The sequence below is a fragment of the Microcoleus harperi Pol14_C6 genome, assembly GCF_036701295.1.
GTDB lineage: Bacteria > Cyanobacteriota > Cyanobacteriia > Cyanobacteriales > Microcoleaceae > Microcoleus.
In genome coordinates this window covers 72,468-85,519 of the sequence record NZ_JAUBQN010000010.1, presented here as the reverse complement: position 1 = coordinate 85,519, position 13,052 = coordinate 72,468, and the positions used below count along the sequence as shown (strand labels likewise).

At 46.3% G+C, this 13,052-nt stretch carries 12 protein-coding genes; 4 read left to right on the top strand and 8 right to left on the bottom strand.

The window, feature by feature from the left end:
- Positions 1-20: 20 nt before the first annotated feature.
- From QUA27_RS10240 to QUA27_RS10225, 4 genes are all read right to left on the bottom strand, one after another.
- Positions 21-641, bottom strand: a complete 621-nt coding sequence (locus tag QUA27_RS10240; RefSeq protein WP_333067781.1) for a hypothetical protein — start codon at positions 639-641, stop codon at positions 21-23.
- A 208-nt stretch (positions 642-849) separates the two neighbouring features.
- The gene (locus QUA27_RS10235) at positions 850-993 is read right to left on the bottom strand and encodes a hypothetical protein (RefSeq protein ID WP_333067779.1); all 144 of its coding nucleotides are present in this window, start codon (positions 991-993) and stop codon (positions 850-852) included.
- A 118-nt stretch (positions 994-1,111) separates the two neighbouring features.
- Entirely contained in the window at positions 1,112-2,005 is an 894-nt protein-coding gene (locus QUA27_RS10230; RefSeq protein WP_333067778.1) for a CNNM domain-containing protein, read from the bottom strand.
- Positions 2,006-2,259: 254 nt separating this feature from the next.
- A complete protein-coding gene (locus QUA27_RS10225) occupies positions 2,260-3,345 on the bottom strand; it encodes a hypothetical protein (protein ID WP_333067777.1) in 1,086 nt (361 codons plus the stop codon).
- A gap of 111 nt (positions 3,346-3,456) precedes the next feature.
- Between QUA27_RS10225 and QUA27_RS10220 the strand changes: the two genes are divergently transcribed.
- The 3 genes from QUA27_RS10220 to QUA27_RS10210 all read left to right on the top strand — a co-directional run bounded on the left by QUA27_RS10220 (position 3,457) and on the right by QUA27_RS10210 (position 7,355).
- A complete protein-coding gene (locus QUA27_RS10220; RefSeq protein ID WP_333067774.1) occupies positions 3,457-4,374 on the top strand; it encodes a YihY/virulence factor BrkB family protein in 918 nt (305 codons plus the stop codon).
- A gap of 557 nt (positions 4,375-4,931) precedes the next feature.
- The gene (locus tag QUA27_RS10215) at positions 4,932-6,197 is read left to right on the top strand and encodes a glycosyltransferase family 4 protein (protein ID WP_333067773.1); all 1,266 of its coding nucleotides are present in this window, start codon (positions 4,932-4,934) and stop codon (positions 6,195-6,197) included.
- A 102-nt stretch (positions 6,198-6,299) separates the two neighbouring features.
- Positions 6,300-7,355 (top strand): glycoside hydrolase family 24 protein, encoded by a 1,056-nt coding sequence (locus tag QUA27_RS10210; protein ID WP_333067771.1) that lies wholly within the window; start codon positions 6,300-6,302, stop codon positions 7,353-7,355.
- A 116-nt stretch (positions 7,356-7,471) separates the two neighbouring features.
- Here the strand turns inward: QUA27_RS10210 and QUA27_RS10205 are convergent, their stop codons facing one another.
- From QUA27_RS10205 to QUA27_RS10195, 3 genes are all read right to left on the bottom strand, one after another.
- Positions 7,472-8,188 (bottom strand): DevA family ABC transporter ATP-binding protein, encoded by a 717-nt coding sequence (locus tag QUA27_RS10205; protein ID WP_333067770.1) that lies wholly within the window; start codon positions 8,186-8,188, stop codon positions 7,472-7,474.
- Positions 8,189-8,431: 243 nt separating this feature from the next.
- Complete coding sequence (devC, locus tag QUA27_RS10200; RefSeq protein ID WP_333067768.1) at positions 8,432-9,616, bottom strand: ABC transporter permease DevC; 1,185 nt, start codon at positions 9,614-9,616, stop codon at positions 8,432-8,434.
- Positions 9,617-9,679: 63 nt separating this feature from the next.
- Positions 9,680-11,107, bottom strand: a complete 1,428-nt coding sequence (locus tag QUA27_RS10195) for an HlyD family efflux transporter periplasmic adaptor subunit (RefSeq protein WP_333067766.1) — start codon at positions 11,105-11,107, stop codon at positions 9,680-9,682.
- A gap of 114 nt (positions 11,108-11,221) precedes the next feature.
- Between QUA27_RS10195 and QUA27_RS10190 the strand changes: the two genes are divergently transcribed.
- The gene (locus QUA27_RS10190; RefSeq protein WP_333067765.1) at positions 11,222-11,830 is read left to right on the top strand and encodes a TetR/AcrR family transcriptional regulator; all 609 of its coding nucleotides are present in this window, start codon (positions 11,222-11,224) and stop codon (positions 11,828-11,830) included.
- An 87-nt stretch (positions 11,831-11,917) separates the two neighbouring features.
- Here QUA27_RS10190 and QUA27_RS10185 read toward each other — a convergent pair whose 3' ends face one another.
- Positions 11,918-13,042: a flagellar assembly protein H gene (locus QUA27_RS10185; protein ID WP_333067764.1), complete on the bottom strand. Its 1,125-nt coding sequence runs from the start codon at positions 13,040-13,042 to the stop codon at positions 11,918-11,920.
- Between the last annotated feature and the right edge of the window lie 10 nt (positions 13,043-13,052).

Below are 13,052 nucleotides of genomic sequence, written 5' to 3'. Positions count from 1 at the left end.
CGCCCAGCGCGATCGATTAGTTAGGGAATTGAATCTTGATTTTGATTAGAAAAGGCATTAGCAAGAGCTACGTATTCTTTAACAAGGTCTGCTAACTCTGTAAACGACATTGTGACTCCGCTTGCACAAATACCATTGTTGGAAATCCAAACATGGTGTAAATTTCCTTCAGGTATAGTTGACGGTTCAAGATGCTTGCTAATATTGGAAAGTCTATTAAGCTTTTCATGAGAGCTACCGTCTCCTTTCTCAAACAAATTCGTTTCCTTTGACTCTATCTTGATTCCTAGTTTTCTCCAAAAGTCGTAAGCCTGATATAATTGTGTAACTGCTATTTCAAAATGAGAAAGCGCTTGAAAATATAAAGATGTGTTCTTTTTGCTCTCAGTTAAAAATAAAAGCAGTAGAGTACGACCATTTTGATACTCAACTAAAGCCATTTGTACGCGACGGATGATTCCAAAAATATAAGGTTTTTCCTCCGTTTTAATAGGAAATATGAATATAGAATTAAGGATAAAGTTATGAATCAAATCTGCTACCTCAGCGAAGTGCTCTGCTAGATCCGGAGCATTACACTCAGACAATTCTGAAATTCCCTGAGCGAAGTAGTTATCTAAGCCATAGTTTGTAAAAGGCATAATTTGTTACTCAATGACCACTTCTCAAGTCTAACGCCTGCTAAAAAGCTCTGCTTAGGGACAACCGAACCCATCGGGTAGTAAATACTACACTACTCTTACCTTAGAACTAGACAAGTTTGAAAAGGGATATCTAACTAAAATTATGTCATTTTTAGAGGAGCTGGGCATAGACATCATCCTCAGTATTGTCCCAAACTCTATCGAGTCAGGTTTGACTGGCTTGAAGCCAAAACTCAGCTTCTTCATCAGGTAAAACTGTTACTAATACTTTTGCCCCTTCGGGTAATTCTGATAACTCCAGCAGTTCAATTTTCCCTTGTCGGACAGTAACCCAAAGTGTTTTTAGCATATCCGCCTCATAAACTGTGCTTTATGCAATTTGCAGATTTATGGTAGGTTGTCGCACTGAGCAACTAATTACAACCTCACACACATAGATCGAGGCAGTATTTAAGCTTGATTTAGGCTCAATTTAACACAAGTTCTGGCTGCTGAGTCTCAAATAAAGGGCGAGTTACCTGACGCAGTAGCACTGTTTCTAAACTGCCTTCTACCACATTTTCTGCTTCTATTTCTAACTCGCCCCACAATAGCCGATCGCCTTGATTGGGCATTTTACCTAAATTGTGGATCACGAATCCGGCGATTGTTTGGTAAGCTTGGTTAGTCGGCAGGTTTAACCCGAGTTTTTCGTTAACTGCTGTCACTTCCCATAGGCCTGAAATTAGTGCCGAATGAGCATCTTTTTGAACGAGAGTTGCCTCGGAAGCTAACAGCAGGGGTTGAGACTCTTTACTGGTAATCCAACCTGTCAGCAGCCGCACGGTACCGTTGAGAATTGCTAGCAGCGGCCACAGTAATTTTGAGCAGAGTTCGAGGGCCGGCATCAACAGCAAAGCGGTGCGTTCTGGGGCGTGGGTTGCTAATACTTTGGGGATTAGTTCTCCTAAGACTATTTCTACGTAAGTTACTAAGATAAAAGCTGCGGGAACTGCGATCGAATGAGCAGTCAGCACGGCCGACCAATGACCGATCGGCAATTTGTCGATCCACGGTTCGATCCAGTGTACAGTCGCTCCCTCACCCAACCAACCCAACAGCAAACTACCTGCTGTTGTGCCAGTTTGAGTCACAGACAGGTAATGCGGTATGTTGTTTTGAGCTTGATGGACGAGTTCGGCGGTTTTGGCGGTTGGGCGATCGTCCAAGTGAGCGAGTTGGCGGATTTGATGGCGATCGGCTGATACTAATGCTAGTTCTGACGCCACAAAAAAGGCGATTAAAAGCGTTAAGCCCAGCAACATTGCTAATCTCAGCATTGTTTGAGCGACTTCTATTTCCAGGCAAGTAAGGTTGTTCAAGATAGATATCTAATATGATAGATGTTTTACGTTATTTCTTTTATTTTAGCTTGGGATTCAGATAGGTTTATCCCCCGATATTTCGGATATCCCCACTACCCTTATTCGTAGGTGCGCCGAGGAGGCGGACCTTACCCGTAGAACTTGTAAACTCTTTCTCTTCTCTTATCTTCCTTCGCCATAATAGGGCTAAGGCGAGTTTCATCGGTTCGTTCACAACCATGGAATTTACAAAACCGGAACTCATTGCTGTATCAACTCTCCCTTACTCCCCGGAGTGAGTTCATTTCCGTAAACGTCTGCACCGGATCGGACTTCAACCCGCCTTGAATGTAATTCAACTTCACTTCTTCCAACAAATCCGACAGCAGCGACTGCAATTCCCCGAGAGTTTTCTCATCTTGCAATTCCCGCCGCAAACTTTGATTAAATTCTTGGCTGAAATTATCGAGAATTTTTCTACCTTTATCGTCTTCGTAAGTAGTAGATACCACATCCACAGCAGTTTGAGCCAAATAATTCGCTAGCTGTTCCGTCATCTCCGTCGGCAAAATGTTAATCGGAGAGAAAGTTTGCAGGATTTGATAAAAATCCGACTGTTTGATTGTTGTTTCCAAATTGTGGTGCAGCAATTCTTCCAAATCCGGTTGCACCTGTGGCAAAACTTTGTAAATTGTCAGATCCAAAATCCGCTTGGTAATTTGTTCGATCGTATTTTCCTGATTGACATGAAGGTACGGCTGCTGCGACAGCAACATCTGCGCCGCGTCGCCCTGTTTGATCGAACTTTTAGCTTGATTTATAAACCGCACCATCATGTATTCCGAGATCGTATTGGCTAAATAAGCCATCGGTTCGTAGGTAACTTGAGCAACTACACGATCGAGATTCACCAAACCCGACTTGTGAAGCCGCACCAATACCGGCAGAATCCGCCACCCCTGCCAAATCGGTATCACCAGAAACACCTCGTACCAGCGCCTCAGCACAAAATCCAACCAAGTTACCCCCGGTTTGCGGCGGGTATGGAACAGACTTTTAATCAAAAATTCCGCCCCAAAAAAACCGATAAACAACGCATCAATTCGCCAAAACTGGTCAGCGCTTTTCAAATATTCTGGATTTTGTAAACTTGAATCAATGCCTTTAATCGGGTCATAAATTTTAACTAAACCTGGAAAATAGCTCTGATAAACAGGCCGCAACTGAAGGTAACTGAAATGGAAAAGTACCAGCAAAAAATTGACCAGCGCTACTAGGGCGCTCAATTTTGCCCAAGAAATTGCTTTTTTGGACAATGTTATATCGGTGCTGTTAACAGTTGTGTTGGAATCAGACATAAAAGTAATCTTCCGAATTTGCTAATCGATAAATCTATCTTGTGGCTGAGGCTAAAAAACTCTTAACCTATTAAGATCCCTTGGACGATAAGTATAAGGAAACCAAAGACCGTGAACTTAAAAACAGTCATATCGCTGCTCAAACAAACTTTTACTGAATGGCAAGAAGATAAAGCGCCAACCTTAGCCGCCGCCCTAGCCTATTACACAGTCTTCTCCCTCGCCCCGCTGCTAATTATCGTAATTGCGATCGCCGGTTTAGTATTTGGTGCAGAAGCAGCCCAAGGTCAAATCGTCGCCCAACTCCAAAGTTTAATCGGTAAAGATGGCGCCGAAACCATCCAAGAACTCATCCTCAAAGCCTCCGAACCAAAGTCGGGAATGATTGCTACTTTAGTCGGTATCGCTACACTTTTGTGGGGCGCTTCCAACGTGTTTACTAATCTCAAAGAAGCCCTCAATACTATTTGGAATGTTTCACCGCCCCCCGGACGAGGAATTTGGGGATTTCTGCAAGACCGCGTATTGTCTTTTGCAATGATTTTAGGCATAGGCTTTCTACTGCTAGTGTCTTTAGTAATAAGTGCCATTTTAGCCGCCGTTAGCTATTGGTTGAACGGCTTGCTGCAATTACCAATCAACATTTGGCAGATTGTGGACTTTGCTATCTCCTTTGGCGTAGTTACGCTGCTTTTTGCGTTAATTTACAAGCTTTTGCCCGATGTCAATCTTGCCTGGAATGATGTGTGGATCGGCGCCGCCATCACCTCAGTGCTGTTTACGATCGGCAAATCCCTAATTGGAGTTTACCTCGGAGGTAGCGGTATCGCCTCTACCTACGGTGCTGCGGGATCGTTCGTAATTATCCTGCTTTGGATTAATTATTCCGCTCAAATTCTCTTCTTAGGTGCCGAGTTTACCCAAGTTTGGGCTAACCGATACGGATCTCTAATGCCAGGTTCGCGAAAGAATATCCTAAACAGTGAAAACGGTGAATCCTCCGCACGCAAACATCGGAAGAACTCTTAACATTATACAAACGGGAAATTTGAGGTTAAACTCGCACTCCGGGTTTGACACAAGAAGCAAGAGGGAAAAAGGCAGAAGGTGCAAGGCGGAACGAAAGAAAAATTTTGAAAGCAATAACTTTGCTTTTTTTTCGCTTCCCCTGTAACATTCGGTCTTCAGGACGACCGACTTCTGCTTTCTCGAAAGCCCTACTTATTTATTCATAGGGGTAAAATTCTACCTTCTGCTGACCTCGCATCTCTAGCAGCAAGCTGAAAGCAGGCTCTAGTTATAGAGGGCTAGAAGGTGCGAGTTTGACACAGGCAAGAATACGGAAAATTCCCTTCACCCTCGTTCATTTCCATTTAGATTATCTAGAGTTTTAGCTGCTGCACGTCTCTGTCAGCAGAAGGAAGTCGTATGTAAATTTTTCCCTGCAACTTATCCCTGAAGGATGATTTATCGATCCCGCCTTTTGACTTTAATACAAATTAGCTAGAAGATTCCAGTCCCGGCGCAGCAGCCAAAATTGCACTTCAATCTTCTCCTGAAATATTTTTAATTTTTGGTAAACAATCATGATTTCATTAACTAAAAAACGCATCGCCCTCATCTCGGTACACGGCGATCCCGCTGTGGAAATTGGCAAAGAAGAAGCGGGCGGGCAAAATGTTTACGTGCGTCAAGTAGGAGAATCTCTGGCGAAACAAGGGTGGCAAGTTGATATGTTCACCCGCTCATCCGATCGCCAACAAGCAAGAATTGTACAGCACAGTCCCAATTGCCGGACAATTCGGCTAGTAGCAGGGCCACAAGAATTTATTCCCCGCGACGAACTATACGGATATTTACCAATCTTTGTTCAAGAATTTCAGAAGTTTCAGTTAGAGTCAGGCTTTCAATATCCCTTAGTTCACACTAATTACTGGCTGTCTTCTTGGGTGGGAATGGAGTTGAAAAAATCGCAACCTCTGCTGCAAGTTCACACTTACCATTCTTTGGCAGCAATTAAATACAAGTCGGTTTCGACAATTCCGATGATTGCCAAAACCAGGCTGCAAGTAGAAAAAACACTTTTGGAAACAGCCGATCGCGTAGTGGCTACCAGTCCCCAAGAAAAAGAACACATGAGGTCTCTGGTTTCCTCAAAAGGCAATATTGACATCATTCCCTGCGGTACCGACACTGAAAGGTTCGGCTCGATCGCGCGATCGACGGCCCGCCGCCACTTGGGCATAGCTCCCGAAACCAAAGTCGTGTTGTACGTCGGCCGTTTCGACCCCCGCAAGGGCATAGAAACCTTAGTCCGCGCCGTCAGTCTGTCGGCGGTGCCCAAAACCGATTTAAAACTCATAATTGGCGGCGGGTGGCGTGAGGGGGAAAGCGACGGTAAAGAGCGCGATCGTATCGGCAGCATCGTTGAAGAACTCGGCCTGAGCGACATTACCAGTTTTCCCGGCGCCTTGAGCCGAGACATTCTCCCCGGGTACTACGCCGCCGCCGATGTGTGCGTCGTTCCCAGCCACTACGAACCCTTCGGTTTAGTCGCCATTGAAGCGATGGCCTGTGGCACACCGGTAATCGCCTCCGACGTGGGAGGGCTCAAATATACTGTAGTGCCCCAAGAAACAGGTTTGCTCGCGCCGCCGAAAAATGAAGCAGCCTTTGCCGATGCGATCGATGGCTTGTTAATGGACTCAGTATGGTGCCAGCAACTCGGACACACAGGCCGCCAGCGCGTCGAAACCTATTTCAGTTGGGACGGTATCGCCTCCCAACTGGGTCAACTATACACTCAACTGCTCGAACAATCGGCCCTTGAGCTTGACCCGGTGAGCGCTTAGTAGTATCACTTAGTATGGTTGAAGCCAGTTTCCCTCGATCCCTGTTTCACTCATCCGTTCTCACTGGGAACCTTCAACTAGAAGTGATATCAGGAGGTACTCTTGTACGCGCCAGAACATCTGGGAAGCCATCTGCAACCCATTTCAGACATCGAGCTAATTCGCCTGTGGGTGGAGCGCAAATCCACCCGCAGCAAGCGCTTTAGCTGGCAGGCGGCCAACCGTTTTCGGCTGTTTGTAGAAAAACCGCTGGCAGAAGTGACTCTGACAGATGTCGAGACTTTCGCCGCAGCTATGAGAGCTCGAAAACTTGCACCCGGTTTCTACAAGCAAACCTTGCTAGCGCTGAAATCGCTGTTCGCCTTCGGCCAGCAAACGGGAATCTTGCCCGCAGTCCTCCCCCTGCACGGGTGGCCTGTGCGCCAGCGCACGCAACTGTCCAAACGCCTCCGTTTTAAACTTTCATGGAGTTTGTGCATCTGTTTGTGCTTTTTTTTGGGTCGAATGGCCCCGAAACTGTGGGGGCAATCGGTCTCGGCAGAAAGCTCACCAACCCCGAAACGCCTGCCGGAAGTTGCGGCCCTAGATTCACCAGACAAAGGAGAGGATAACATCGAGCGCGATCGGGAATCGCAAACTGCAACCCTGAATTCACCAGAGCCCCTACAGGATAACAGACTCGATAGCATCGGCCCGGAACGTCGAGTAAAAGCCTTTCTCGACACAATTGCCACCGCCGAAGGAACCGCTAGCGCCGACGGCTACCGCACCCAGTACACAGGCACGAAATTTGTCAGCTTTCAAGATCATCCTAGGGAAATGAGGTGCGGCCGCCGCTATGGCAAAAAACTATGTTCCGACGCAGCAGGGCGATATCAGTTTCTCAGCACCACTTGGGACAGATTTGCCAAAAAATTTAGCATCAGCGATTTCAGCCCCCAAAATCAAGACCTTGTAGCTGTAGAGTTAATCCGAGAAAAAGGTGCATTAGAAGATATAGAAGCGGGTCGATTGGAGCCAGCAGTCAGAAAACTCGCTTACATCTGGCCTTCTTTTCGGCGTTATGGCGGTTCCGTGGAATCGTCGATGCCCAAACTCGAAGCAATGTACCTGCAAAATTTGGGGATTGACCGCCCAGGATTGGTTGTTAGCAATTAGTGAATAGTCCTCGGACGAGTTTAGATTGGGGTTTGGCAATTTTGGATTAAATTTTGACATCCAAAATTGAGAATGAGGGAGTTATGGGTGATGTCTATTCTTCGGAAATTTAAAAATTAGGCTAATTTTCCATCTTCCATGTGAACGATGCGATCGGCAATATCCAAAATTCGGTTATCGTGGGTTACTAACAAAATAGTACAACCCTGTTCTTTGGCTAATTGCTGCATCAAATTCACCACTTCGCGACCGGATTTGCTGTCCAGGGCGGCTGTTGGTTCGTCAGCTAAAACAATTTGCGGTTGACTGACCAAAGCGCGGGCGATCGCAATTCTTTGTTTCTGTCCTCCCGACAAATCATCTGGATAATAGTTAATCCGCTGTTCCAGTCCTACTAACTCTAGCATTTTTGCAGAGCGATCGCGCATTTGGGAACGCGACAAATTGCCGTGAACTTCCAAACCCATTTGCACGTTTTGCAGGGCCGTCAAACTACGATGTAAATTATGCGCCTGAAAAATATAGCCAATTTTGCGCCGCGCCTTTACCAATTGGTCTGAACTTGCTTTGCACATTTCTTGACCGAGAATTTGGAGACTTCCCGATTGACCGGATCTCAATCCGCCAATCAAAGTTAAAAGCGTAGTTTTTCCAGAACCGGAAGGCCCCGTCATCAGCACGATTTCACCTGCTTTAATTTCGAGATTAATGTCAAAAAGTACCTGTTTTCGCAGTTGACCTTGACCGAAGTAGTGGTCGAGGTGGTGCGCGGAAATTACAGGTGCAGGAATCTGTAATGCGTTGGTTGTTGGGTAGAGAGTAGTAGAATTCATATGTTATTGGTTTGAGGTTGGAGATTTAATTAAGAGACAAGGTTGCCTAAATCTTTGATTAAGAGGGAAACAGCAGATGAACGCAGATGAAGGCAGATGGATTTCAAGATTGGGCAATTGTTCACTTCAAGTCTAATAAACCGTTTTTGTCGCCAACAAGGCAGAGGAAAAAGAAGAGAAAGATTGCAAAAATATGTTTTTAGTCAGGGCTTTAGTCTTTCATAATCTCTGATTAATTTTCCCTTAAAACATATCTGCTGGATCGGCTGCTTGCAGTTTGCGAGTGGCAATTGCTCCCGAAATAGTGCACATAATCACGTTCAAAAGTAATACAATAAATGCTCTAAGCAACGTCATGTACAGGGGTAAATTGGTAGCTTTGCGAGTTAAAGAGTAGAGTCCGACAGATACTCCTACTCCTGGCAAAAAACCGAGGACGGAAAGAATTAGAGCTTCTTCAAAAACGATGCCGAGTAAATAAACATTGCGGTAGCCCATCGCTTTGAAAGTAGCGTATTCTCCCATGTGATCGCTGACATCGGTTGAGAGAACTTGATAAACAATAATCACACCAACTACAAAACCCATCGCGACGCCTAAGTTAAATACAAAGCCGATCGCAGTATTCTTAGCCCAATAGTTTTTCTCAAAATCGATAAATTCTTGTTTGGTTAGTACCTTGACATCAGGCGGTAAATATGCTTTCAAAACTTGTTGAACTTCCACGGGGTCAGCACCCGGTTGCAGTTGAATTAATCCGGCATTAACACTCGCGGCGTTTTGTCTGGGAAACAGGCGCAGGTAATTTTGATCGCTAGTCATCAAAATACCGTCGGCGGCAAAAGATGCCCCAACTGTGAATAAACCGCTGACGTTAATTGTGCGTCGCTCGACCTCAGCTTTAACGGCTTTGCCTTCAGCAATTTGCGCGATCGTTCCTTGGTACTCTCCCCTAGAAGCTCGATCGAACAACACGGTATCCGGCAATTTAATCGCGCTCAAATTTTGGTTAACTTCGGGAAGCGCAAACGCAGGGCGATCGGGATTGAAACCCACGACCATCAGCGACGTTTCGCGCCGAGTTTCGGGATTTTTCCAGTTAGCAATTTTCACGTAAAGCGGCTCGGCTGATTTCACGCCCGGTACGTTCATTGCTTGATACAATCGGCGCCTGGGGAAGGAAGACAAATTAATCAAATTTCGCGCTTGGGGGTGAATTAAAACTAAGTCTGTTTGCAAGGTTTGGTGCAGGCGCGTATTGCTGGTGTAAAGCGCATTTTGGAAGCCTAACTGCATGAACATCAAAACGTCAGCAAAGGCAATTCCTGCTACTGCAACGGCCATTCGCCCTTTGTCGTGACTCAGTTGGAGCCATCCGAGGGAAGTTCTGCGTCTTAATTGTTCTAAAGGTTTTATTAGTCCAATCATAGGATTTAGATTTGAGATTTTGGATGTTGGATTGAAGCAAGCGACCCTGCGGTTTAAGACTTCTTAATCTTTAATTTCTCCGATCGCCACTTTGACTTGCAAATTGGTTAATCCCGCTACTTTCTGGCTGGAAGCTTCATCTAAGCGCACTTTTACTTCCACAATTCGACCATCAATATTCGCAGAAGGATCGGTGTTAACAATGTTTTGCCGCTGCACTTGCAAACCAATATGTTCGACAGTTCCCCGTAATTCGCCTGTCAAAGCATCGCTAGTAATTTTGGCGGTTTGTCCGAGGCGTACTTTGTCCACATCGCTTTCGTAGATTTCCGCAACAGCTAGCATCTCGCGAGTTTGTCCGAGTTCGACAATGCCGTCGCTTCCCACCCTTTCCCCCGGATGCGTGTGAATTTTCAGGACTTGGGCGTCTCTGGGAGCACGGACGTAAGCTAGATCCAGGTTGGCTTGGGCTTGTTTGGCTGCAGAAGCGGCGGAACTGACTTCGGCGGCGGCTGCTGCTATGTCAACGGGACGCACTTCGGCGATGCGATCGAGATTTGCCGCTGCTTCATTAATCTGCTGTTGTCGGGATTCCTGAATTTGGCTGAGTTTGGCTTGGGCTTCGTTAATTTGTTGTTGGCCGGATTGCTGAATTTGGTTGAGTTTGGCTTGGGCTTCGTTAATTTGTTGTTGGCGGGATTGGCGAATTTGATTCAGTTTTGCCTTTCCTTCGTTGAGTTGCTGTTGGGCTGTTTCGGCTGCGAGGCTTTTGCTGTCGCTAGTTGAGGCGGAAATTGCTCCCTGTTCATACAGTTGGGAGTAGCGCCGATCCTCGCTTATGGCGTTGCGGAGTTCGGCTTGTAGACGGGCAATTGCGGCTTGTTGGGTTTGAATTTCACCTTGTTGTTCGGCCCTGATGCGGGCAATTGTGGCTTGTTGCGCTGCAATTTCGGTGCTGCGATCAATTTCTAGACGGGCAACGATCGCCTGTTGCGCTGCGATCTCGTTGCTGCGATCGGCGGATAAACGGCTAATAGTCGCTTTCTGGGCTTGGATTTCGCCGTTTTTGGCTCCTGCTTTCACTTTTGCTAGGTTTGCTTCAGCGACGCGCACCTGTTCTTGAGCTTGGTCGAGGGCGGCTTGCTGGCGATCGCGGCTGTCCAAAATAGCGATCGCTTGACCTGTTTTCACCCTGTCTCCCTCTTTTACCAACAGTCGATCGATGCGGTTTCCTTCCGTGGCACCGGAGGCGGAGACTTTAATTACTTCTCCTCTGGGTTCGAGTCGCCCCAAGGCTGTAACTGTCGTTAATTTGGATGCCGCCACGGATGCTGCTGCGGCTACTGCGTTGGGATCGGGTATGCGCGATCGCCAGATCGTGTAGCCTGTGGTTCCCCCTGCAGCCAGGGTTGCTAGTGCTGCCACAACTAGGAGTTGTTTAACTAGGGATGGAGTTGAGGATAAGCCGTCTGCTGTTGGTTGGTGTACCATGACATACCTCTTTTAGAGTAATAAAACTAAACCGTTTAGTTCTAATGTGTCTTAATACTAAACCGTTCAGTATAATGATGTCAAGAGCCCCAATAAAAATTACAGAAGCAAGGTATGGCAAGGACAAAACCGATCGAACCAGACGCAACAGGAGGTGACAAGAGCGAGCAAATCCTCCAAGGTGCGATGCAAGAATTTTTAGCCCACGGCTACGCGGGCACGAGTATGGACAAGGTAGCGAAGACGGGGGGAGTTTCCAAAGCCACGGTTTACAGCTATTTTGCAGATAAAGAAGGATTATTCGTGGCCTTGGTACAGCGGCTGGCGCGAGAAAAAGTCCATTTTACAGTTTTGGATGAAGAACCCGCCGTAGCGCTGCGATTCGTTGCCACCAATCTATTAGAGCAGGTGACGCAGGAACCTGAATTCCTGAATTTTGTGAGGCTAGTGATTGCGGAGTCGGGGCGTTTTCCCCAGCTAGCGCAGACTTTTGTGAAAAACTTAGCTAAACCGGGTATTGAGCGGCTTACTCAATATTTTGCATCGCATCCAGAGTTAAAATTGCCCGATCCGGAGGCAACGGCGCGGATTTTTATTGGATCGGTGGTATATTTCCAGTTAACGCAGCATATGATGCACGGCAAAGATATTATTCCAATGGAGCGCGATCGACTGATCGACGGTCTGCTGCACTTGATTTTGTCGCCGCAGTCCAATTCCTAAAGTGCGAGCGACACAATCGAGGAATTTTATGTGAGAATTATCGCAGCCATAAAGAGCGAGATCCCTTTATGGCTGCGATCGCAGGTTTTAGTCAGGTGTTTTTCCTAACCTGTCCCTCAATTCCTCAGCCGATAACTGCGGCAGTTGTTCTACAAACAATGTCAATTCTGTCACAGTCAAAGCCAATAAATTAGTAACGGCTGTAGGCAGAAGATCGCCCAATTCAGGCGATCGTATTTGCAACGCACTTTCAGCTAACAATTTAACCGCTGATTCCCGCCCAGCTTCATCAACGGTCAGCATCGATATTGCCAGCAACAGCACTGTAAATTCCGCCGCAGCCAACTTGGATATTGGAGATAGAAATACTGTCATTTTTGGACTTAATTCTCCAAATCTAACTCGCAGAAAGTTTTCTAAGATTAAGCGCTGTTGTTCTTGTCTGCCTCGTTCTAGCCCTTGTTCTAGCCCTTGTTCTAGTCCTTGTTCTCTAGCTTGTTGCTGTGCTGCTTGTATTTGTTGTTGAAAAAGTGGTGCAATGGCCATAATTAACTCCCGCTCTTCTGGCTCTAATTCTTGTGGCGCATCGGTTACTAAATTTGACTGTAACCGATACAGCAATTCTAGCGCGATAATCCGCAACGGATCGTCTGTTGCTAAAGCGCTCAATTGGGAAATAGCCCTTTGCTGCACTCCCCCTTTGCCCAAAATCCTCAACCACAGGGTTTCTGGAGTTTCTGGCAACTGGTGAATCGCCACAATTGCCGATCGCAAAGATTCACCCAAAAAATAAATTCCCTGCATCCAGTTTTCTGTGTCTGGTATCGCATTAAAGCTATCTACCAATGCTTTCGATGCTGTGGGCATCAAAATCCACAGTTTGGGTAACTGAGCATCATCATAGCGAGTATTTTCTCTCCTGAATTTTCGCTCCAATTCACCTCGCACATCCAATAATTTGCCCAGACAGCTACAAATTTCGCTGACGTTCGCCGGATTGCGAAACGGTTCAAAAATTGCAGTTGTGCTTGCCATTTTTCCCAACAATCCCAGGGTTTCTGAGTATTCGGGAATTGCGGTGCTAGGAGTGAAATAAACATCGATTTCTCGGACTTCGGAAGTCACATCGCGCCCGACATTAACCGTTCCGATCGGCGACAGCAATTCCTCCAGGTATTCTTTGGCAAAAAGATCGTGAATAAATCGCGTCATATAAATAATT

Coding starts and splice junctions, on each gene's coding strand:
- QUA27_RS10195 (WP_333067766.1), bottom strand. CDS start 11,107: ATGGTACACCAACCAACAGCAGACGGCTTATCCTCAACTCCATCCCTA.
- QUA27_RS10205 (WP_333067770.1), bottom strand. CDS start 8,188: ATGAATTCTACTACTCTCTACCCAACAACCAACGCATTACAGATTCCT.
- QUA27_RS10240 (WP_333067781.1), bottom strand. CDS start 641: ATGCCTTTTACAAACTATGGCTTAGATAACTACTTCGCTCAGGGAATT.
- devC (WP_333067768.1), bottom strand. CDS start 9,616: ATGATTGGACTAATAAAACCTTTAGAACAATTAAGACGCAGAACTTCC.
- QUA27_RS10215 (WP_333067773.1), top strand. CDS start 4,932: ATGATTTCATTAACTAAAAAACGCATCGCCCTCATCTCGGTACACGGC.
- QUA27_RS10185 (WP_333067764.1), bottom strand. CDS start 13,042: ATGACGCGATTTATTCACGATCTTTTTGCCAAAGAATACCTGGAGGAA.
- QUA27_RS10225 (WP_333067777.1), bottom strand. CDS start 3,345: ATGTCTGATTCCAACACAACTGTTAACAGCACCGATATAACATTGTCC.
- QUA27_RS10190 (WP_333067765.1), top strand. CDS start 11,222: ATGGCAAGGACAAAACCGATCGAACCAGACGCAACAGGAGGTGACAAG.
- QUA27_RS10235 (WP_333067779.1), bottom strand. CDS start 993: ATGCTAAAAACACTTTGGGTTACTGTCCGACAAGGGAAAATTGAACTG.